General features: G+C 72.4%; 9 protein-coding genes. 7 read left to right on the forward strand and 2 right to left on the reverse strand.

The window, feature by feature from the left end; translation table 11 throughout:
* Together V6V89_RS06595 and V6V89_RS06600 are read right to left on the reverse strand one after the other, a co-directional pair.
* Positions 1-771: a hypothetical protein gene (locus V6V89_RS06595; RefSeq protein WP_334618060.1), complete on the reverse strand. Its 771-nt coding sequence runs from the start codon at positions 769-771 to the stop codon at positions 1-3.
* Complete coding sequence (locus V6V89_RS06600; protein ID WP_334618061.1) at positions 768-1,508, reverse strand: thioesterase II family protein; 741 nt, start codon at positions 1,506-1,508, stop codon at positions 768-770. Before V6V89_RS06600 ends, V6V89_RS06595 begins: the two co-directional genes overlap by 4 nt.
* Before the next feature lie 208 nt (positions 1,509-1,716).
* Here V6V89_RS06600 and V6V89_RS06605 point away from each other — a divergent pair, with 208 nt between their 5' ends.
* Genes V6V89_RS06605 through V6V89_RS06635 form a run of 7 tightly spaced genes read left to right on the forward strand, consistent with a single transcriptional unit; the run spans position 1,717 to position 22,620 of the window.
* Positions 1,717-6,342, forward strand: coding sequence for a non-ribosomal peptide synthetase (locus tag V6V89_RS06605; RefSeq protein WP_334618062.1), 4,626 nt, complete (start codon positions 1,717-1,719; stop codon positions 6,340-6,342).
* Positions 6,339-14,273, forward strand: coding sequence for an amino acid adenylation domain-containing protein (locus V6V89_RS06610; protein ID WP_334618063.1), 7,935 nt, complete (start codon positions 6,339-6,341; stop codon positions 14,271-14,273). The genes V6V89_RS06605 and V6V89_RS06610 overlap by 4 nt, the downstream gene beginning before the upstream one ends.
* A 12-nt stretch (positions 14,274-14,285) precedes the next feature.
* A complete protein-coding gene (locus V6V89_RS06615) occupies positions 14,286-15,548 on the forward strand; it encodes a cupin-like domain-containing protein (protein WP_334618064.1) in 1,263 nt (420 codons plus the stop codon).
* The gene (locus tag V6V89_RS06620) at positions 15,548-17,377 is read left to right on the forward strand and encodes an ABC transporter ATP-binding protein (protein WP_334618065.1); all 1,830 of its coding nucleotides are present in this window, start codon (positions 15,548-15,550) and stop codon (positions 17,375-17,377) included. The genes V6V89_RS06615 and V6V89_RS06620 overlap by 1 nt, the downstream gene beginning before the upstream one ends.
* On the forward strand, positions 17,374-19,209 hold the full coding sequence (locus tag V6V89_RS06625; protein WP_334618066.1) for an ABC transporter ATP-binding protein: 1,836 nt from the start codon (positions 17,374-17,376) through the stop codon (positions 19,207-19,209). The genes V6V89_RS06620 and V6V89_RS06625 overlap by 4 nt, the downstream gene beginning before the upstream one ends.
* Positions 19,210-19,211: 2 nt before the next feature.
* Positions 19,212-19,442: an MbtH family protein gene (locus V6V89_RS06630; RefSeq protein ID WP_442935084.1), complete on the forward strand. Its 231-nt coding sequence runs from the start codon at positions 19,212-19,214 to the stop codon at positions 19,440-19,442.
* Between the two features lie 19 nt (positions 19,443-19,461).
* A complete protein-coding gene (locus V6V89_RS06635) occupies positions 19,462-22,620 on the forward strand; it encodes a non-ribosomal peptide synthetase (protein WP_334618068.1) in 3,159 nt (1,052 codons plus the stop codon).

The raw sequence follows: 22,620 nt of genomic DNA on the forward strand, positions 1-22,620 counted from the left end.
TCAGCTGTACTGCGCCAGCAGTGCCGTGATCCGGGCGCGGGTCGTCTCACTGCGGGGGATCTCGGCGGCGGCGACGTCGATCCGGTGGACGTCGACGGCGCCGTCCGGCCATCCCGGTGGGATGTCGGGTGGTCTGTCGGCGCTGTGTATCAGCGCCACCGCACCGGTGGGTGGCGGTGGTGACGTGTCCATCGTGGCGTGAAGGAAGCCGAACCAGGAACGGTACCGGCGCACCAGCAGGCCGGCGACCGACTCGGCCTCGTCGCCGAGCGCCGCGACGGCGTCCCGCTGCAGGACGTCGATGATCGCCGGCAGGGTCGGCGGATCCGGGGCGGCCAGCGTGAGATCGGCGCCCAGGTTGCGGCGAACGGTGGCGAGTTCGGCCTGTACCACGTCCGTGGTCACCCAGGTGGGGTCCACCAGCAGTACCGGGACCGCGGCGCCGGTGCCGCCGGTGTTCGCGGCGATCATCAGCGCCAGTGTCGCCGTGCTGCAGGTGCCGACTACCGCGGCGGGTCTCAGGTCGGCCACGCGCGTCGCGTAACCGTGCGCCAACGCGGTCAGCGACGGGGTGGCACCGGTACGGCCGAGGTCGGTGACGGGGTCGATCCGGTGCACGGCGTGGCCGGCGCAGTCGGCGGCCAGCAGATCGCAGACCGTTCCGGTGGCGGCGAACGCCGCGAAATCGACGACCAGAACCGGCCTGCCGGTGCCGCCGCCGTGCGGTGTCACCGCCAGAACGCTGGTGAGGCCGTCAGCTGACTCGGTCACGCCGGCTCCTCCGACCCGTCGGCGAGCCGCGCGTACAGCGTCGCCAGCACCGGGCTCTCCGGTTCGAAAAGGTAGAAGTGTCCGCCAGGCACGATGGTGCCTTCAAACTCGCCGGCGGCCTGCGCCTTCCAGGCCCGCACGTCGTCCGGTGCGGCGACCGGGTCGGCATCACCACCGAACGCGAGCACGGGACACGGCAGCGGCGCCTCCGGGCGGTACCGGTACGTCGCGGCGACGGTGAGGTCGTCCCGCAGCAACGGGAGCATGGCGCCCAGCAGCGCCGCGGAATCCGGGTCCGCGGCCGTTTCCGCGTCCAGATACCCCAACTGGTGAAGCAGCGCCTTGAGCTCGGCGTCGTCGCCTGGCGCGCTGGCACTCAGTACCTGCGGTGCCGGCAGTCCGGACACCGCGAGGAATCGGGGCAGCGGCAGCCCTCGGCGTCGCAGGAGCCGGGTCAGCTCGAACGACACCAACGCACCCATGCTGTGCCCGAAGAAGGCGTACCGGCGGGTCGTCAGGTCGGCGAGCGCGTCGGCCAGCGCCTCGAGCAGCGGCTCCAGCGTGGTGAAGCGGGACTCGGCCATCCGGTCCTCGCGGCCCGGCAGCTGTACCGCGACGATCTCGGCGGACACCTGGAACTGCTGCCGCCACCGCCAGAACGTGGAGGCACCGGAACCGGCGTGGGGAAAGCAGACGAGGGTCGGGGCACCGGGACGCGCCGGTCCGACACGGGTCACCCAGCGAGCCAAAACCGACCTCCCTTCGTCGCCGCGCCGCCCGAAAGATACCCGACGGCGCATGTCGAATCCTGCCCACGCGATCACCTTTCCATCGGTCTGGACGCTGCAATTCTTTCGCAAGTTCGCTGCAATGGCGCCGCCGTAACCTGCTGGACGGTCCTGTGTGGTGGCTATGGGGGACGCAGAAGATGAAATCTCTGAACCGGTGACGAGATCGACGGAAGTGCTGTTGCAGGAGATCTGGGCCCAGGTTCTGGGCACGGAGTCCGTCGGGCTCGACGACAACCTGTTCGCGTTGGGTGGCCACTCGATCACGGTGGCCCGCATCCTGGCGCGGGTGCGTGACGTCTTCGGTCAGGAGCTGGACTTCTCCGCGCTGTTCGAGGCACCGACGGTCGCGGCGTTCGCCCGACAACTCGACGCGGCCCGGTCCCAAGGCGTGACCGCACCGCGGCTGACGCCGTGCGTCGACGGCACCGCGGCGCCGTTGTCGTCCGCGCAGCGGCGGATGTGGTTCCTCAGCCAACTCGCTCCCGGCAACCCCTTCTACAACGCCGAGATGGCGTTCCGGCTGCGGGGGACGGTCGACGTCGGACGGCTGGAACGGGCACTGGCCGCGGTGGTGGCGCGGCACGCGGCGCTGCGGACGTCGTTCCCGGATGCCGGTGGTCGCCCGCGGCAGGTGGTGGCGGAGGCGGTCGAGGTGCCGCTGCCGGTGATGCAGGTCGCCGACCTGGACGCGGCGCGGGCCGCCGCCGAGCAATGGTGCCGGCGACCGTTCGACCTCGGGTCCGGTCCGCTGATCCGGGCCGGACTGTTCCGGTGTGCCGCCGACGACCACGTACTGGTGTTGGTGCTGCACCACATCGTGACCGACGGCTGGTCCATGGGTCTGCTGGTCGACGAGTTCAGCCGGTGGTATGACGCCGACGGTGACCCAGGGCTGCCGGCACTGCCGGTGCAGTACGCCGACTTCGCCGTGTGGCAGCGGTCGTGGCTCGACGACATGGCGCCGCGGGAACTGCGCTGGTGGCGGGAACGGCTGCGGGGAGCGCCGGCGGCGATGGCGCTGCCGATCGACCGGGTCCGACCCGCGACCCAGAGTTTCCGTGGCCGGCGGCTGGACGTGGCGTTTCCGCCGGACCTGATGGCGGCGGTCGCCCGCGTCGGGCGGGCGGCGACCGCGACGATGTACATGACGCTGTTGGCCGCGTACGCCGTGCTGCTGTCGCGGTTCGGCGCCGGTGACGACGTGGTGGTGGGTTCGCCGGCCGCCGGCCGCACCCATCGTGAGCTGGAGCAGCTGATCGGGTTCTTCGTCAACACGTTGGTGCTGCGGGTGGACTGCTCCGACGATCCGTCGTTTCGCACCCTGGTCGCCAGGGTGAGGCAGCTGACGGTCGGTGCGTACGACCACCAGGACCTGCCGTTCGACCAGTTGGTGGACGACCTTGCCCCGTCCCGGGAGCTGAGCCGCAACCCGCTGGTGCAGACGCTGTTCCAGGTCTGGCAACCGGGTCGCGGTGGTGGTGGACTGCCGCGGCTGTCGGGCGTCACGGCCACCGAGTTCCCGCTCGACCTGGTGACCACGCGACTGGACCTCGAGTTGCACGTCATCGACCACGGTGACGGGCGGTGGACAGGGCGGTGGGTGTACGCCACCGACCTGTTCTCGGCGTCGACGGTGCGCCGCTTGGCGGACGTGTTTCTGCGGCTGCTGGCGGCCGCCGCTGACGATCCGGACCTGCCGGTGTCCCGGTTGCCGGTGCTCGACGACGATCAGCGCAGCTGGTTGGCGGCCCGCAACGACACCGCCGTCCCGGTCCCGGACACGACGGTGCCGGAGCTGGTCGCCGGGCAGGATCCCGGCGCGGTGGCGGTGCTGCGCGGCGGCACCGGGACGACGTACGGGGAGTTGGACCGCCGGGTCGGTGTGCTGGCGGCGGCGCTGCGCGCCCGTGGCGTCGGCCGGGGGTCGATGGTGGCGATCGGGATGTCGCGCGACTCCGGTCTCCTGGTGGCGATGCTGGCGGTGTGGCGCCTCGCTGCCGTGTGTGTGCCGCTGGACCCGGACGACCCCGCCGAACGGTGGGAGTTCGTCGTCGGGGACGCCGGTGTGGTGCTGGTGGTGGCGGACGGACCGATCGCGGGTGTGTCGGCACCGGTGCTGCGGGTCGGTTCCGACGGCATCGTCGCCGCAACGTCCGAGCCGCCGCCTGGGGTGGTGGCCCGGCCCGACGACGCGGCGTACGTGCTGTACACGTCCGGATCCACCGGTCGCCCGAAGGGCGTACTGGTGCCGCACCGGGCTGTCGTCAACCTGCTCCGCTGGCACACCGGCTTCCTCCGGCGGCACGTGGGGGAGCAGGCGTCCCCGCCCGCCCTCGACACCATCGCGAGCACGGCGTACACGTTCGACATCGCGATGGTCGAACTGTTCGGGCCGTTGACCGTGGGTGGCCGGGTGGTCCTCGTCGACGATGTGCGGAACCTGGTCGACGGGCTGCCACCGGGCTGCCACCGGGCGATGCTCAACACCGTGCCGTCGGCGGCGGCGCAGCTCGTCGCGACCGGACTGCCGCGCGGACTCGAGGTGATCGGTCTCGCGGGTGAGCAGCTCCCGCGGGCGCTGGTCGACAAGCTCCACGACGAGCCCGACACCCGGCTGGTCATGAACCTGTACGGGCCGACGGAGTGCACGATCTACGCGACCGGTGCCGTGGTCGACGCCGGTGGTGAGCAGCCGCCACCGATCGGCGGGCCGGTCGCCAACACCGAGGCGCACGTTCTCGACGTGCACGGGGACCCGGTGCCGGTAGGTGCGCTCGGTGAGCTGTATATCGGCGGTACCGGCGTGGCCTGGGGCTACGTGAACCGTCCCGCGCTCACCGCTGAGCGGTTCGTTCCTGACCCGTTCTCGGACCGGGTCGGAGCACGGCTGTACCGGACCGGCGATCTGGTGCGGTGGAACACCGACGGGCAGCTGACGTTCCACGGGCGGCTCGACAGCCAGGTCAAGGTCCGGGGCTACCGCATCGAGTGTGGCGAGGTGGAGTCCTGCCTGTGGGAGCACCCGGCTGTCGGTGAGGTCGCCGTCGTCGACCGGGAGGACCTGCCCGGGGAACGTCGGCTCGTGGGGTACGTGGTGCCGAAACGGCGGGCACCAGGCGGGGACCGGCACCCGGATCAGGTGGCGTCGTGGCGGGCGGTATGGGACCAGATCTACCGGCAGGGTGACGTCGGCGACCCGGCGTTCGACGTCCGCGGCTGGGTCGACAGCCGTACCCGCGAACCGGTGCCGCCGGCGGAGATGCGGGAGTGGCGGGACACGACCGTGGCCCGGATCCGGCGGCTCGCACCGTCCCGGGTGCTGGAGATCGGATGCGGCAGCGGGCTGCTGATGTGGCCGCTGCTCGCTGGCGGTGACGGGGTCCCGGGCTGCGACGAATACCTGGGCTGTGACATCTCCGCGCCGGTGGTGGCCCAGCTGCAGTCCGAAGTGGACCGCCGCGGGCTGCGTAACGTCACGCTGTTCGAGGCGGATGCGCTGGCGGCGACGCGGCATCCCGGGGCCCAGGGTGTGGATCTCGTCATCCTCAACTCGGTGTGCCAGTACTTCCCCGACCTCGACTACCTGCGCACCGTGCTGACCTCGGTGGCGCGGCTGGTGGCGCCGGGTGGCTGGATCTTCGTCGGGGACATGCGGGACCACACCCTGGCGCCGCTGCACCGGCTGTTCGTGGAGACGGCTGGGGAACAGCCGCCGAGCGGGCGGGACCTCGCCGTCCGAGTGCAGCGCGGGGTGCTTCGGGAGACCGAACTGACGGTGGCGCCGGCGCTGTTCTGGGGACTGCCGGAGACCTGCGAGGCGGTCACCAAGGTCGTCGTCGAGCCGCGCGGTGGGCGGCACGACAACGAGATGACGCTGTTCCGGTACGACGCCTCGCTGCAGGTGGGGGGAGCGGCGGAGGCCCCCACCGTGACCTGGTTCGACCACCGGGACCTGACCGGTACGCACGCCGGCGTGGAGGTGGTCCTGCGGGGTGCCGAACCGAAATCCGTCATCGGCGTCCGCGGCATCCCGGATCGGCGGCTCGCCGGCTACCAGCGCACCCTGGCGGGCCTGCGTAACCTGCCCGTCGCGGACGTCACGGGCTCCGACGTCGAGGAGCTGACGCGGATGGCGGCGGACGCCGGCCGGCAGGTGTGCGTGACCCGACCGGCGGGTGCCGATCCGGCCGAGCCCGGGACCGTGTTGGACGCGGTGTTCTGGGTCGGGGACGGGCGGTGGGATCCGCCGGTCGCGGTCCCGGAACCCGTGTCGCTGCCCGACGAGCTGCTGGCCAACCACCCCTACACCGCCGGTGACGCGGCCGGTGCGAAGGCGCTCGGGGAGCGGCTCACCCGCTACCTGCGGGCCCGGCTGCCGCGATACGAGGTGCCCTCGGCGATCGTGCCGGTCACCCGGCTGCCCCGGACGGCATCCGGGAAGGTGGACCGGGAACAGTTGCGGCGCGCACCGGTCCACTGGACGGACACTGCGTTCGGGTCCGGCGCCGCCGGTGTGGTGCCACCGAGCACCGAACTGGAGCAGCGGCTGTGCGGCGTCTTCGCGGACCTGCTCGGGCTGCCGCCCGCCGAGGTGGGAGTGGAGCAGAACTTCTTCGCCCTCGGCGGCAACTCCCTGCTCGCCATCGAACTCGTCGCCCGGGCCCGAGACGCTGGCTGCCACATCGGCATCCAAGACGTGTTCAGCGACCAGACGGTCCGGCAACTCGCCACCCGTGGCACGACCGCGACGGTGGCCCACACCACGCGGGAGGCGGGATGACCGTGTCGGGTGGCGAACGCCAACTGCCGATGTCGGGGCTGCAGCGGGGACTGCTGCTGCATGCCGTCGGTGCCGCCGACCCGGCCGCCTACGTCCAGCAGGCGCGATGGCGGGTCACCGGAGCGTGCGATGTCGATGCCGTGCGTGCCCGGTTCGCCGCCCTGGTTGCCCGCCACGCGGCGCTGCGGACCGGCTTCCGGCGGTCGGCCGGCGGTGACCTTGTGCAGGTGGTCGTCGGCGCGGTCGGTGACGTCGACGTACCGCTGTTCGACTGGCGGCAGGAGCCGCGGTCGGACCGGATCCCGCGGTACCGCGACCTAATCGCGGGGCAACGGCGCGACGGCTTCGACCTGGCCGCGCCACCGCTGGCGCGGCCGGTCGTGGTGCGGTTCGAGGACGACGTGTGGGACCTGATCCTCACCTTCCACCACATCGTCCTCGACGGGGTGAGCGTGGAGCTGCTGCGCGCCTCGCTGCTATCGGACGCGCCGGCCGCCGCCGACGACGGGCCTGACCGGTACGCGGACTTCCTGCGCTGGTGCGACTCCCAGGACCCCGGGCAGCACCGGGCGCACTGGGAGGCGACGCTGGCGACGGTGTGCCGGCACGACAGCGGGACCGCGGCCGGATGGCGGGTCGGCGCGGAGACCGGACTCGCCGGTGCCCACGAGCAGTACCGGTTCCGGGTGAACCGGCCGCTGGCGGCGGCCGTGGAGTCGGCGCGGACGGAGCTGGGCACCACCGCGGCCAACCTGTACCTCGGCGCGTGGCTGCTCACCTGCGCGAGGGCGTCCGGGTCGGCCGCGGTCACCTGCGGCGTCACGGAGTCGTTGCGGCACCATGCCGGCCGGGAGCTCGGTGCCGACCTGTCGCGGGAGATCGGGCTGCTGACCAACACGTTGCCGGTGGGCGCCGTGGTGGCACCGACGGGCAGCGCCCGCGACGTGATCGCCACGGTGCACCGGCAACGCGCCGACTACCTGGGCGAACCGATCACCACACCGCTGTGGCGGATCGGCGCGTGGCTGCGTCCGGAACTCCAGGACCGGCCCCTGTTGCGGTACCTGTTCTCGTTCCAGGAGTTGCCGGCCGTGCCGCCGGTGACCGGGCCGGACGGCGTGGTCGGCGACTCCGACCTGCTCGCCGACGGTCGGGAGGCATGGTTCGAACCGACGTCCGCCGGTGTCCACTACGACCTCGCGCTGGCGGTGGTACCGGGAGCGCGGCCGGAACTCATCCTGGCGTACCGCCCCGGTGGGTACGACCCTGCCGCGGTGGAGCGGATCGCTGCGGACTACCTCCGGGTGCTGGCGGCGATCGCTGCCGACCCCGACGTGCGCGCGGATGAGATCGAGCTGTCGGCGGCGGAGTACGACCTCGTGGTCCGGGACTTCAACGCCACCACGCTGGAGGTCGCCGGGGCCACCCTGCCGGAGCTGGTCGCGGCGCAGGCGGCCACCACCCCGGACGCCGTCGCTGTGAGCTGTGGCGACGACCGGCTCAGCTACCGCGACCTCGACCGGCGGGCCAACCAGCTCGCGCACCACCTGCGGGCCCGGGGAGTGGGGCCGGAGGTGGTGGTGGGGGTGTGCCTGCCGCGTGGGATCGACCTGCTGGTGGTGCTGCTCGGCATCATGAAGGCCGGCGGCGCGTACCTCCCGCTCGACCCCGAGGAACCGCCGGAGCGGGCGCCGTATCTGCTCACCGATGGCGCCGCGGCGTTCCTGGTCACCGACGTGCCGCGGGGCCTCGGGCATCCGGAGTACCTGCTGTCCGCCGAGGCCGCCGCGGTCGCGGCCCAGCCGGCAGGGCCACTGCCGCCGCTGGCACGGCCCGAGCACCCGATCTACGTCGTCTACACGTCCGGGTCGACGGGGCGGCCGAAGGGTGTGGTGGTGCCGCATGGTGCCGTCGCGAATCTCGCCGCCGCCCTGCGGGCGGCCCACGGCGGTGGCGTGGGGCAACGGGTGCTGCAACTCGCGCCGGTGCGGTTCGACGCCAGCGTCTTCGACTTCAGCCTCGCGCTGACCACCGGGGCGACACTGGTGCTGCCACCGCCCGGCCGCGCCGGGGTCGGTTCCGACCTGCTACGGACGCTGCGCGACGGCGAGGTGACGTGCGCGGCGATCCTGTCCGCGGCCCTGCGATCGCTGCCCCGGGAGCCGCTACCGGCGCTGCGGACGATCATCTCAGGCGGCGAGACCATCCCGGTGGACGTGGTCAACCACTGGGCCGTCGGCCGGCGGTTCGTCAGCGCGTACGGGCCGACCGAGGCGACGGTTGTGTGCACCAGCATGGACGTCGTCGCCCCCGTCGCCACGTATCCGCCGATCGGCCGGCCGATCGGCAACAGCACGATGTACGTCCTTGACGGCCGGATGCGTCCGGTGCCGGTTGGCGTGACGGGGGAGCTGTACATCGGGGGTGCCGGGATCGCCCGCGGGTATGCGGGACAGCCGGCCGCGACGGCGGAGCGGTTCGTGCCGGACCCGTTCTCGGGGCGCGCCGGCGCCCGGCTGTACCGGACCGGTGACCTCGGCCGGTGGACCGCCGACGGCACCGTGGTGTTCTGCGGCCGGGTCGACGACCAGGTGAAGATCCGTGGCTACCGCGTTGAATGCGACGAGGTGACGGCGGTGCTGCGGGACCATCCGGCGGTCCGGGAGGCCACCGTGGTCGCCCGTGCCGACGGCCAGGACCAGCGGCTGGTGGCGTACGTCGTGCCCGCCGCCGACGACGTGGCGATCCGGGACCTCCGGGCGTACCTGGCCCGGTGGTTGCCGGACTACATGGTGCCGTCGGCGTTCGTGACGCTCGCAGCGTTGCCGACGACGGCGAGCGGGAAACTGGACCGGGCGGCGTTGCCGGCGCCGAAACCGGAACGGTCGGACGGCGCCCACCGGCGGCCCGGCAACCAAACCGCGGAGCTGCTGGCCGGCATCTGGGCCGAGGTGCTGGGCGTCGAGGCGGTCGGCGCCACCGACGACTTCTTCGCGCTTGGCGGGCATTCCCTGCTCGCCGCCCGCGCCGCCACCCGGATCGGGGAGGCGCTCGGGCAGGACGTGCCGGTGGCGATGCTGTTCGCGCACCCTACGGTCGAGGCGCTCTCCACTGTCATTGACGGGGCGCGCGCATCGGACCAGAGCCGGCCGCCGCTGCGGCGTCGCGGTGACACCGGCCCGGCACCGCTGTCGGCCGGCCAGCGGCAGCTGTGGTTCATGACCGAGCTGGTGCCCGGCAACCCGCTCTACAACACCGGGTTCGCGGTACGGCTGCGCGGCGACTGTGACGCGGCCCGGCTGCGGCAGGCACTGGCCGACGTGGTGGACCGGCACGCGGTGCTGCGCAGTTCGTTCCCGAGCGTCGACGGGCAGCCCCGGCAGGTGGTGGCGCCCGCGTCCGATGTGGTGCTGCCGGTAGTCGACGTCGCCGACGCCGATGCGGCGCGGGCGGCGGCCCAGCAGTGGGGTCGGCGGGTGTTCGACCTGGCGGCCGGCCCGCTGTACCGGTTCGTGCTGTTCCGGATCGCGCCCGGCGACCAGGTGCTGCTGGTTTCGCTGCACCACATCGTCACTGACGGCCTCTCCATGCAGCTGCTGGCCGCGGAGGTGGCCCAGCGGTACGACGGCGCCCACGACCTGCCGGAACTGCCGGTCCAGTACGCCGACTTCGCGGTGTGGCAACAGTCGTGGCTGGGCACCGACGTGACGGCGCGGCAGCTGGACTGGTGGGTCGACCAACTGACCGGGGCGCCCCCGGTGCTGGACCTGCCGACCGACCACCCGCGACCGCCGAAGCCACGGTTCGCCGGTGGGACGGTCGACGTCACCCTGCCGCCAGAGCTCATGGCGGCAGTGGCGCGTGTGGCGCGGGCGGAGTCCGCGACCATGTTCATGACGCTGCTGGCGGTGTACGCCGTTCTGCTGGTGCGGACGGGCGGCTACCCCGACGTGGTCGTCGGGATCCCCACCGCCGGCCGGGCGCACCGTGCGCTGGACACCGTCATCGGCCCGTTCGCGAACCTGTTGCCGGCCCGGGTCGACTGCCGCGACGCGACCGGTGGCACGGATGTGTCGTTCCGGGAGCTGCTGGCCCGGGTGCGCCAGGTGACCATCGCCGCTATGGACCACGCGGACGTGCCGTTCGAGCGGCTGGTGGAGCGGCTCGCCCCGACCCGAGACCTCAGCCGCCACCCGCTGGTGCAGACGGTGTTCCAGGTGGTGCACGCCGGCGCGACGCTTGACCTGCCAGGCATGGTCGTCGATGACTTCGCTGTGGACCTGGTGACCACCCGGCTGGACCTGGAACTGCACGTCGTCGACCACGGCGACGGCCGGTGGCACGCCCAGTTCGTCTACGCCTCCGAACTGTTCGACACCGCGACGATGACCCGGTTCGCCGACAGCTATCTGCGACTGCTGGCGACGGTGGCCGCGGACCCGGGGGTACCGCTGCAGAAACTGGAACCGCTCACCGTCGCGGAACGGGATGCGCTGGCGGGTGGTGCGGTGACCGTTCCCGCGGCGCTGGTACCGGAACTGGCCGCCCGCCAGACCGGTGGTGGACTGGCGGTGGTATGCGGTGATGTCGCCGTCAGTTACGACGATCTGACCGAGCGGGTGGAGCGGCTCGCAGCGGCGCTGGTGGCAGCCGGTGTGACGCCCGGTGCGGTGGTGGGCGTCGGGACATCCCGCGGCGTCGGTGCCGTGGTGGCGTTGTTGGCCGTGTGGCGCGCCGGCGGGGTGTGCGCGCCGCTGGACCGAGCGGACCCGGTGGAGCGGTGGGAACGCGTGGCCACGACCACCGCCATGGCGGCGTTGGTGACCGAGCCGGGACCGGTGCGGCTGCCGGTGCCGGCCGTCGTCGTCGACGCTGGTGGCGTACCGGTCGGGGACGTGACGGAGGCAGCGGTGCCGGCGGCGGTGCTGAGCCCCGACGACGCCGCGTACATCATCACGACCTCTGGTTCCACCGGACAGCCGAAACTCGTGTGCGTGACGCACGGCAGCCTCGCCGAGGTCACCGCGTACAGCCGTCGTGCCTGGGAGGTGGGGCCGGGCGTGCGGGTGGGGCAGGCCCTGTCACTGGCGTTCGACGTGGCGCTGCTGGACGTGGCGGTGGCGGTGAGCAGCCACGCCACGCTCCATATCGCTCCGCAGGACCGCAGCTACGGCACGGGGCTGGAGGACTTCCTGCGCACCGCGCGGATCGACGTCATGCAGACCGTGCCGGCGTTGTGGACGGGACTGCGACCGGAGTGCGGTGCGACCCTGCGGCACCTCGCCATCGGTGGCGAGGCCATGCCGGTGGAGACGCTGCGCCGATGGGGTGACCGCATCGGCACGGTGCACCACGTGTACGGGACCACCGAGGCCGGCGTGTACTCCACCGAGCAGACCTACACCCCGGCCACCATCCCGGACACGCCGACGATCGGACGGCCCGTCGCCAACATGACGGTGTACCTGCTCGACGATCGGATGGCGCCGGTGCCGGTCGGTGCCGTCGGTGAGATCCACCTCGGCGGTGCCGGAGTGGCCTGGGGATACGTCGGCCAGCCGGGCATCACCGCGCAACGGTTCCTGCCCGACCCGTTCGCGGAACGGCCGGGTGGGCGCCTGTACCGGTCCGGGGACCTGGGCCGCTGGACCGCCGATGGTCGCCTGGAGTTCGCCGGCCGCGCGGACCACCAGGTGAAGATCCGTGGCTACCGGGTGGAATGCGGCGAGATCGAGTCCCGGTTGCGGGAGCATCCCGCGATCCGGGAGGCGGCCGTGGTGCCCCGTGGTGACGGCACCGACCGGCATCTGGTGGCGTACGTCGCGGGTGACGGTGTGCCGGCCGCCGACGCGCTCCGGGACTGGTTGCGGCCGAAACTGCCGGCGTACCTGCTGCCGCAGCGGTTCGTCCGGCTGCCGGCACTCCCGAAGACCACCAGCGGCAAGGTGGACCGGACCGCGTTGCCGGAACCGGTGCCGGAGTCGGGCGGCGACGGGGAGCCGACCCGGTCGGAGGCGTCGACGCCGACCGAGGAACTGGTCGCGGGGATCTGGGCGGAGGTGCTCGGTCTCGACGAGGTCGGGCGGCACGACAACTTCTTCGCCCTGGGCGGTCACTCGCTGCTCGCGGTACAGGTGACGGCCCGGGTGCGGGACGTGTTCGGGCTCGACGTCGAGCTGTCCACGCTGTTCGAGGGGCCGACGCTGACGGAGGTGGCCCGCCTGATCGACGATGCGGTCTCGACGCGGCCGCGGCTGCCGGCACTGACCCGTACGTTCCCCGACGACCTCGCCGGCCGTGACGACCTGCCGCTGTCGTTCGGACAGGAACGGCTGTGGTTCACCAATCGCCTCGTGCCCGACAACCCGTTCTACAACACGGCGTCGGCGGTCCGGTTCGACGGTGCCCTGGACCTGCAGCGGCTGCGCCGGGCACTGACCGCGGTGGTGGCGCGGCACGCGGTGCTGCGGGCGGCGTTCCCGGTGGTGGACGGTGAGGTACGGCAGGTTGTGGCCGCGGCGGCCGAGGTGGAGCTGCCGGTGGTCGAGGTCGCCGACGCCGACGCCGCGCGGGACGCCGTACAGCGATGGGGTCGGCGGGTCTTCGACCTGACGGCCGGCCCGCTGTACCGGTTCGTGGTGTTCCGCATCGGGCCACGCGACCATGTACTGCTCGTGGTCCTGCACCACATCGTCGCCGACGGGTGGTCGCTGCAGGTCTTCACCGGCGAGTTGGGCCGCTACTACCGCACCGACGACGCGGCCGCGCTGCCGGAATTGCCGGTCCAGTATGCCGACTTCGCCTCGTGGCAACGGCAGTGGCTGACCGGTGAGCTGCTGGAACGGGAGTTGGACTGGTGGAGTGACCGGTTGCGCGGTATGCCGCCGACGCTGCGGCTGCCCATCGACCGGCCGCGGCCCCGGTCGATGAGCTTCCAGGGACACCGGCTGGCGGTCGAATTGCCGCCGGAGCTGATGACCGAGGTCGCTGCCGTGGCGCGGGCGACACCCGCGACGATGTTCATGCTGCTGCTGGCCGCCTACGTCGCGGTGCTGTCCCGGACCGGTGCCGGCGACGACGTGGTGGTGGGTTCGGCGGGTGCCGGACGCAGCCACCGGGAGCTGGAAGGGCTGGTCGGGTTCTTCGTCAACACCCTGGTGATGCGGGTGGACTGCGCGGGCGACCCGTCGTTCGAGGAGCTGCTGGAGCGGGTCCGGCGCGTGACCATCGACGTCTACGACCACCAAGACGTCCCGTTCGAGCGGTTGGTGGAGCGGCTGGCCCCGGCCCGGGACCTGAGTCGCAACCCGCTGGTGCAGACGCTGTTCCAGGTGTCGCAGTTCCCGGCCGGCGACACCGGACCGCAACTGCCGGGCCTGCGCTCGGAGGCGTTCCCGCTGGACCTGGTCACCACCCGGGTCGACCTGGAGCTGCACGTCGTCGACCACGGTGACGGCCGGTGGAGCGCGGAGTTCGTCTACGCCACCGACCTGTTCGACCGGGCCACCGTGCAGGGGCTGGCCGATGCGTACCGGCGGCTGCTGGACCTGGTCGCCGACGACCCGGAGCTGCCGTTGTCGGCGCTGGTGACGGCACTGCCGGCAGCCGGTCGCGCTGCGGCGTCCGACGACCCCGCCACCGCGTCCGACGACCCAGTCTCGTGGGACGCGCCCCGAGACGACGTCGAACGGCGGATCGCCGCCGTCTGGGCCGAGGTCGTGGGCGTGCCCCGGATCGGGATATTCGACAACTTCTTCGACCGCGGTGGCACCGAACTCGCCGCGGTCGCCGCCGCGGCCCGGATGACCGAGGCGCTGCGGGCCGGGGTGCCGGTGCCGGTCGCCATGATCTTCGCGCACCCGACCGTCGCCGAGTGCGGCGCCGCGCTGCGGCGTCACGACCCTGCCCGTCACGGCCGTACCGGGCAATGAGGAGGAGCAACGATGGTACGGGAGATTCCGGAGATCACCGCGGCGGCGGCGACGGACCTGTGGGACACCTACGCGCTCCCACGCCGGCCCGTCGTAGTGCGCGGACTGTTCCGGGACCAGCCGATCGCCGATGCCGCCACCGTGGCGGGGGCTCGCCGGCTGCTCGGTGCCGCGCCGGTGCTGATCAAGGAGGAGTACAGCCGCAGTTTCGCCGGTGACGGGCAGGCCCCGGAACCGGAGCTCGCTTCCCTCGACGACTACGTCGGCCGGTACGGCGACGAGCCGGACAGCGGCCGGGTCGTCACCGAGTGGGACGTGCCACCCACGTTGTTGGAGCTGTTCACGCTGCCGGAGTTCTGCCGCCCGCAGGCTCCCGTGCACGACCTGTTCCTGCACGCGTTCCTCGCCGGCCCCGGCAACTACGCCCACCTGCACTTCGACCAGGACCAGCGGCACGTGCTGCTGGTGCAGGTCTTCGGCCGGAAGCGGGTGGTGGTGTTCCCGCCATCGGCGTCGCGGTGGCTGCACCCGTTCGGCAACCTCGGCTCGGTCCGGCTGCAGGGGATGGCCCCGGCCGAACGGGACGCGTTCATCGACCTGGCCGGCGGTATGCAGACGATCCTGGAGCCGACCGACGCGCTGTTCATGCCGCTGCTGGTGTGGCACTTCGCCGACTACGTCGACTTCGGGATGTCGTTCAACATCCGGTTCCGGCGCAACGCCCACAACCGGTTCCTGTCGGCCGACAACTTCGCCGGCGACCGCTACGTGCAGGCGGTGTCGGAGCCGTTCGGCGCGGTGCGGGTCGGCGACCCGCTGCCGGCCGACCTGGCCGCCGAGTTCGCCCGCATCACCGCCGTGCACGATGCCGACCATCCCGACCGGGAGGCGAAGTACCGCGCGATGCGGGCCACCTTCCGCGATGTCGCCCGGCAGCGGGGCGACGGCGCCGACCCGGTCTACGTGTTCCCCCTCGACGACATGGACGAGCGGCAGGCGATGCTGGGCATGCGCGACACCTTCCGCTACCGGCCGGACGGCCGTAGCTCCGCCGACATGATGGTGGTCGACGACCGGCCGGCGGCCGGTTCCCAGCTCCGGATGGTGCGCGACCTGGTCCGCCGGCACGGCTATCCTGACTCGTTGTTCGCCAGGGTGCTGGCCAACAAGTTCGCCAAGGCCACGGTGGAGGAGCTCAGCCGTGGCGAGGTCGCGCGGCTGGTGGCGTACCTGCAGTCCCCGTCCGGCCTGTTGCGGGCACCGGTAACGGTCTAATGGCTGTTCTCGACCGACTCCGCGCCTTCCGCCAACGAGGCACGCTGGACCTGGTAGCGCTGGCCTGGCGTACCCATCCCGGCCGGCTGCTCGCGGTGACGGCCACGATCGCTGTCGGAATCGTGGGCATGCCGTCGTTCGCGGTGTTCACCGGACTCGCGGTGGGTGAGCTGCCGGCGACCGTCGCCGGCGGCCTCGACTCGCCGGCGGGACGGCAACTGGTCTGGTGGGCCACGGCCGCGGGCGTCGTCTTCGTCGTCACCCAGGGCGCCGCGCAGGCCCGGCGGGTGTGGGGCGAGGTCCTCGGACAGCGGCTCGCGATCGCGTTGCGGGACCAGGCCCTGGCGGTGTGCGCCGCGGACGACGGCGACCTGCCCGACGGCGACGCGACCCGCGACGACCTCGCCCTGGTCGCCGGTGCCGCCCGCGGTCTGCCGCTCGACCGGGCCACCGCCGGTCTCGCCGAGGTGGCGACGACGACCTTCTCGACCCTGGGTACCGCGGTCGTCCTGTTCTTCTTCCACGTCTGGGTGGGATTGTGCGTCGGGGCGGCGTGGGTGGTCGCGCGCCTGGTGATCACCCGGGAGAGCCACCGCCGGCTGGAGCTGCTGTTCGGCCAGGCCACCGCGCTGAGGCGGGCCCAGTACCTGCGGGGGCTCGCGACCGGACCGCAGGCGGCCAAGGAGATCCGCGTCTTCGGGCTGCGGTCGTGGCTGCTGGACCGGTTGCACCAGGCATGGGAGGTGCCGGTCACCGCGCTGTGGGCGCAGCGGCGCCGCGGCAACCGCCGGGTCCTGCTGCTCGCCGCCGCACTGGTGCCGCTGTACGTAGTGCTGTTCGTCGTGCTGGTCGTCGAAGCGGCCCGCGGTGCGGTGTCGTTGGCGGCGTTCGCCGTGTTCCTCCAGGCGTTGATCGGCAGCGCGGCGGTCTTCGGGAGCGCTGCCGCCTACGGGCTCGACGTCGCCCTCGCGCCCGTGGCCGCGCTGCGGCGGCTCCAGCAGCGGAGGGCCGGGGCCCGACCGTCGGCGGGCGTGGCACCACCGCCGCCCGAGCCACGGGACGCGTTGGTGGTCGACGATGTGCGGTTCCGGTATCCCGGTGCCAGCACCGACGCGCTGCGCGGGGTGTCGCTGCGGATCGCCGCCGGCGAGTCGGTGGCGCTGGTCGGCGCCAACGGTGCCGGCAAGACGACCCTGCTGAACCTCCTCGGCGGGTTCGGTCGACCGGACGCCGGCAGGATCCTGATCGACGGCGAGGACCTGTCCGGGCTGGATCTGGTGGCGTGGCGCCGCTCGCTGGCCATGGTGTTCCAGGACTTCGTGCGGTTGCCGCTGACCGTCGCCGACAACGTCACGATGCTGGGAGAAGCCGGCGACCCGAGGGTGGTGCGGGAGTGCCTCGACCTCGCCGGTGCCGGTGACCTGGTCGCCGACCTTCCCGACGGGATCGACACTGTGCTGGACCCGGAACAGCCCGGCGGTGTGGACCTGTCCGGTGGCCAGTGGCAGCGACTGGCACTGGCTCGGGCGTTCTACGCGGTCCGGCAGGGCGCCCGGACGCTGCTGCTCGACGAACCGACGGCCAATGTGGACGTCGCGGGGGAGCTGGAGATCTTCGACCGGCTGCGGGCCAACGCCGCGGGACTCACCACCGTCGTGGTGTCCCACCGGTTCGCCGTCGTGAGACGCATGGACCGGATCTGCGTGTTCGGTGAGGGGACCGTCATCGAGGACGGTACGCACGACGAGCTGATGGCGGCCGGCGGGCGGTACTACACGATGTACCTCGCCCAGGCCGCTCCGTTCGCGACATCGGGGGGCGTCCGGTGACCGGCCTCGCCACCGGATGGCGGGCGGTCGCGACGGTCGCCGCGACGGCGGTCCGCGTCGACCCGCCGCGGGCGTTGCTGGCCGCGCTCGGCACCCTCACGATGTCGGTACAGCCGGTTGTGCTGGCGCTGTTGGTCCGGGCCACGGCCAACGCCGTCGTCGATGGGGCCACCGGGGCCGCCGCCGGGTACGCGGTGGCGCTCGCGGTGGCCGTCGGTGCGCAGATTCCCCTGCTGTGGTTCACGTTCGGGTTGCGTACCGTCGTCGAGGAGAAGATCCGGCACGCGATCGAACTCCGGCTCGCGGACGCGACGATGACAGGCTGGAGCCTGGCCCACCACGAGGACCCGGCGGTCGCCGACGAGATCAGCCTGGTGGAACAGGACATCACCCGGGTCGCCCAGATCCTGGTCTTCGCCCTCACCCTCACCGGTGCCGTCGTCCAGTTGGTGTTCGCAGTCGTGGTGCTCGGTGCGCTGCACCCGGTGCTCGTGCTGCTCCCGGTGGTCGGCCTGGTGCAGGTGTGGGCTGGGCAGCGCGGTGACACCCGCCGGCAACGGTCGCTGGAACAGGCCGTGTCCGGCGTCCGGCTGGCCACCGCGCTGTTCCGGATCGGGTCCCGGCGCGACCACGCCGCGGAACTCGCCCTCGGCGGTGCCGCCGGTCTGCGACGCCGTCATCATGAGGTCGCCACGGCCGCCCAACGACGGCGGGAAAGGGGCGAGTACGCAGCGACCTGGCCGGTGGCGGCGTCGGCGGTGATGTTCGGCGCGGCGTACGTCGGCGCGGTCGTCGTGGTCCTGCTGTCGGCGGTCGCCACCGCGGCGAGCATCGGTGACGTGTTGCTGACCATCACGTTGGCCGCACAGGTCACCGGCCAGGTGGCCATCGCCGCCGACGTCGGGGTGCAGCTGGTCCGGGCGCGCCGCACCGCCGGACGCTATCTCGCGGTGCTCGCCCGGCTGGCCCAGGAGCAGCCGCCGGATCCTGCCGTCACCACCGACGCTGCCGCCAGCGGTCCGGTCGCGTTGGACGATGTCACGTTCCGCTACCCGGGATCGGCAACACCGGCGCTACGCGGCCTCGACCTGGTGATCCGGCCCGGTGAGACGGTCGCGATCGTCGGCGGCAACGGCGCCGGGAAGACCACGATCGGCAAGCTGCTGTGCCGGCTGTACGACCCGACCGAAGGTCAGGTGCGGTATGCCGGTCGGGATCTGCGCGCCCTCGACGTGGCCGGCTGGCGGGCCGGTACGTCCGCGGCGTACCAGGACTTCGTCCGGTTCGAGCTGACGGCGGGTGAGGGTGTCGGCATCGGCGACCTGCCGTACGTCGACGACACCGCGCGGATCGGTGACGCACTGCATGCCGCTGACGCCGGTGCGCTGGTGACCAGGCTGCCGGCCGGGCTCGCCACGCCGCTCGGTGACTCGTTCCCCGACGGCATCGACCTGTCCACCGGGCAGTGGCAGCGGCTCGCGGTCGCGCGGGCGTTCATGCGGGATGCGCCGCGGCTCGTCGTCTTTGACGAACCGACCGCGTCGCTCGACCCGGAGACCGAACAACGGCTGTTCCAGCAGTACGCCGCCGAGTCCCGGCAGCGGCGCGAGTCCGGCGACGGCGCCGTCGTCATCATCACGCACCGGCTGGGTTCGGTCCGGTTCGCCGACCGGATCGTCGTCGTCGACGCCGGCACGGTGGTGGAGACCGGCACCCACGACGAGTTGATCGGCGCCGGCGGCCGGTACGCCGGCCTGATGCAGACCCATGCCACGGCGTACGGACTCACCACATCCGCCGCCGCTTCCATCGCCACGAAGGAGATGCCTTGACCGTGCCCACCGACCAGGACGCCGCCGACACGACGCCGTACGTCGTCGTCCGCAACCACGAGGACCAGTACTCCATCTGGATCGCCGACCGCGCCCTGCCAGCCGGCTGGGAGGCCGTCGGCGAGGCACGGCCGCGCCAGGACTGTCTGGCGTGGATCGAGGAGAACTGGACCGACATGCGTCCCCGCAGCGTCCGCGAGCGCGCCGCCGACGCCCCGACCATCGCCAGCTGAAACCGAAGGATCGCGTCTGATGGTGAAGGACTCCGCAAAACCGAACCCGCCGCCCCTGGTTGCCGGTGCCGCCGACGGCAGCGACGTGCCCCTGTCTCCGCGGCAGAAGCGGTGGTGGTTCCTCGGCCAGGTCCGCCCCGACAGCCCGGTCGGCACCACCGTGGTGGCGTACCGGATCCGCGGTCCGCTCCACGTCGAACGGCTGATCACGGCGGTGCAGGCTGTCGTCAGCCGGCACACTGTGCTGCGGACCAGGTTTCCCGGTGTCGTCGGACGGCCGCGGCCGACCGTCGCCGACACCGTGGACGTCCAGGTGCCGGTCCATGACGTCACCGACGAGGCACAGGCCGCCGACGCGGCGGCCCGCTGGGGTCGGGAACCGTTCGACGTGGGTCGCGGTCCGCTACTGCGGTGCGCCCTGTTCCGGTCCGGGGCCCGCGACCACCTGTTGGCGGTGGCGGTCCACCAGTTGGCGGCCGACGAGCAGTCGGCCGCGCAGTTCGTCACCGAGGTGTGCGCCCGTTACGGCGGCGACCCGGCGGCGGCGCCGTCACCGCAGTACGCCGACTACGTGGTTTGGCAGCGGGATTGGCTGGCCTCAGGTGCGCTCGACGGGCAGCGGGAGTACTGGCGGCAGCGGCTCGCGGACGCGCCGGCGGCGTTGGAGCTGCCCACCGACCACACCCGGCCGGCGTTGTCGAGCTTCGCCGCCGGCCGCCACCGCTTCGCGATCCCCGAACTGGCGCTGTCGTCGGGCGCCACGGCGCTGCTCACCGGCTTCCTGCTGCTGCTTGCCCGGTACACGGGGCGCGACGACGTACAGGTGGGGCTGCACACCGATGGACGGTATGCCGACGTCGACACCGCGATCGGTCCGTTCGCCGGCACGGTGGTGGTGCGCGCCGACTGCGTCGCCGGGTCGTTCGCCGAGCTGTCCGAGCGCGTGGCGGCCCTCGTCACGGAGGCCACCGGGCACGGCGACGTGCCGTTCGAACAGCTCGTGGAGGAGCTGGCACCCGCCCGTGACCTGAGCCGCAACCCGGTGGTACAGGTCGGTTTCGGGATCTCCGGACCGGACGCCACACCGACGCTGCCGGAAGCGTCCGTGGAACGTGTCGACGTCGCGCCAGCCGCCACCCTGATGGACATCGAGCTGCGGGTCGCGCCACGTGCCGACGGCGGCTGGGACGGCGAGCTGCGCTACGCCACCGACCTGTTCGCGCCTGCCACCGTCGCCCGTATGGTCGGCGCGTATCTGCGGCTGCTGGCAGCGGCTGCCGCTGACCCGCACGCCCCGGTGTCGCGGCTGGAACTGCTCCCCGACACCGACCGGCACCAGATCGCGCAGTGGAACGCCACCGCGCTGCCGGTGCCGGAGCGGACCGTCCACGAACTGGTCGACGCCCGTGCCGTCGCTGCTCCTGACGCGACTGCGGTGGTGTGCGGCCCGGACTCCTTGACGTACGGCGAGTTGCGGACCCGTGCCAACCAGCTGGCACACGCGCTGCGGGCCCGCGGCGTCGGGCCGGACAGCGTAGTCGGGCTGTGCCTGCCGCGGGGTGTCGACATGGTCGTCGGGGTGCTCGGCATTCTCGCCGCGGGCGGGGCCTACCTGCCACTGCACCCGGATGACCCGGTGGACCGGCTGGTGTTCATGGTCGACGATGGCGGTGCCGGCGTCGTCGTCACCCACAGCGCGGTACCGGAGGAGGTCGTCGGCAAACTCGGCCGTGAGATCGTCCGCATCGATAGCGCCGACGTCACCGGTCAGCCGGGTGACACGCCAGCGGTGGCGGTCCGCCCTGAAAATGCCGCCTACGTGATCTACACGTCCGGCTCCACCGGTCGGCCGAAGGGTGTGTGCGTACCGCACGGCGGCTACGCGAATCTGGTCGCGTGGCACCTCGACCAGTACCGGCTCGGTGAGGGGGACCGCTGCGGCCAGTTCAGCCGCATCACCTTCGACGCGTCCGCGTGGGAGATCGGCCCGGCGCTGGCAGCCGGGGCGACCCTGGTGGTCGCCCCTGACGAGGCCCGCGCCACCAGCGACACCGTTGTCGAGTGGCTGGCCGCGGAGCGGATCACTGTGACCTTCCTACCGGTGCAGCTCGCCGAGCGGCTGTTCCGCGACCCGCGGGCCGCTGACATGTCGCTCCGGCTGCTGCTCACCGGCTCGGACCGGCTCATGCAGTACCCGCCGGCCTCGCTGCCGTTCGAGGTCGTCAACCACTACGGCCCCACCGAGTGCAGCGTGATCTCCACCGCGGGCCGGGTCCCCGGTACGGGAGGTGACCGGCCGCCGTCGATCGGCACCCCGGTCGCGAACACCGAGATCCACGTCTTGGACCCATATCTGAACCCCGTGCCGGTCGGCGCCCCCGGCGAGATCTACGTCGGTGGCAGGTCCATCGGACGGGGGTACCTGAACCGGCCGGGACCCACCGCAGAGCAGTTCCCGCCGGACCCGTTCTCCGGTCGGCCGGGCGGGCGCCTGTACCGCACCGGTGACCTCGGACGCTGGACACCCGACGGCGTGCTGGAGTTCCTCGGCCGCGGCGACAACCAGGTGAAGATACGGGGCTACCGCATCGAGTGCGGCGAGATCGAGTCCTGTCTGCTGGCGCACCCGCAGGTAGCCGAGGCCGTCGTGGTGGTCCGGGACGACTCCGGTGACAAGCGCCTGGTCGGTTACGTCGTGCCCACCGCGGACGGTGGCGAGGCGACGACGACTGCGGCGGCGTTGCGGGCGCACCTGCTGCGGCAGCTGCCGGACTACATGGTCCCGGCGTCGTGGGTGATGCTCGCGGAGCTTCCGAAGAACGCTTCCGCAAAGGTCGACCGCAGGGCGCTGCCACCACCCCGACCGGCGCGGCCCGAACTGGAGTCCCCGTACGCCGCCCCCCGTACCGCCGTCGAACGGACCCTGGTCGCGATCTGGTCCGAGGTGCTCGGGGTCGACGGTGTCGGGGTGTACGACAACTTCTTCGAGCTGGGCGGCCACTCGCTGCTGGCCACCAAGATCGTCGGGATGATCGAACGGGACCTGGCGCCCGACGAGATCGACCTGCGTGCCGTGTTCGAGTACCCGACCATCGCGGAACTGGCCGCGAGCCTCGCGCCCGATGACACCACCGTCCCGTCCCGCACCGCCCCGGCCACCGCCGCCGATAAGGAGTGA

The organism is Micromonospora sp. CPCC 206061 (genome assembly GCF_036906915.1).
Lineage (GTDB): Bacteria > Actinomycetota > Actinomycetes > Mycobacteriales > Micromonosporaceae > Phytohabitans.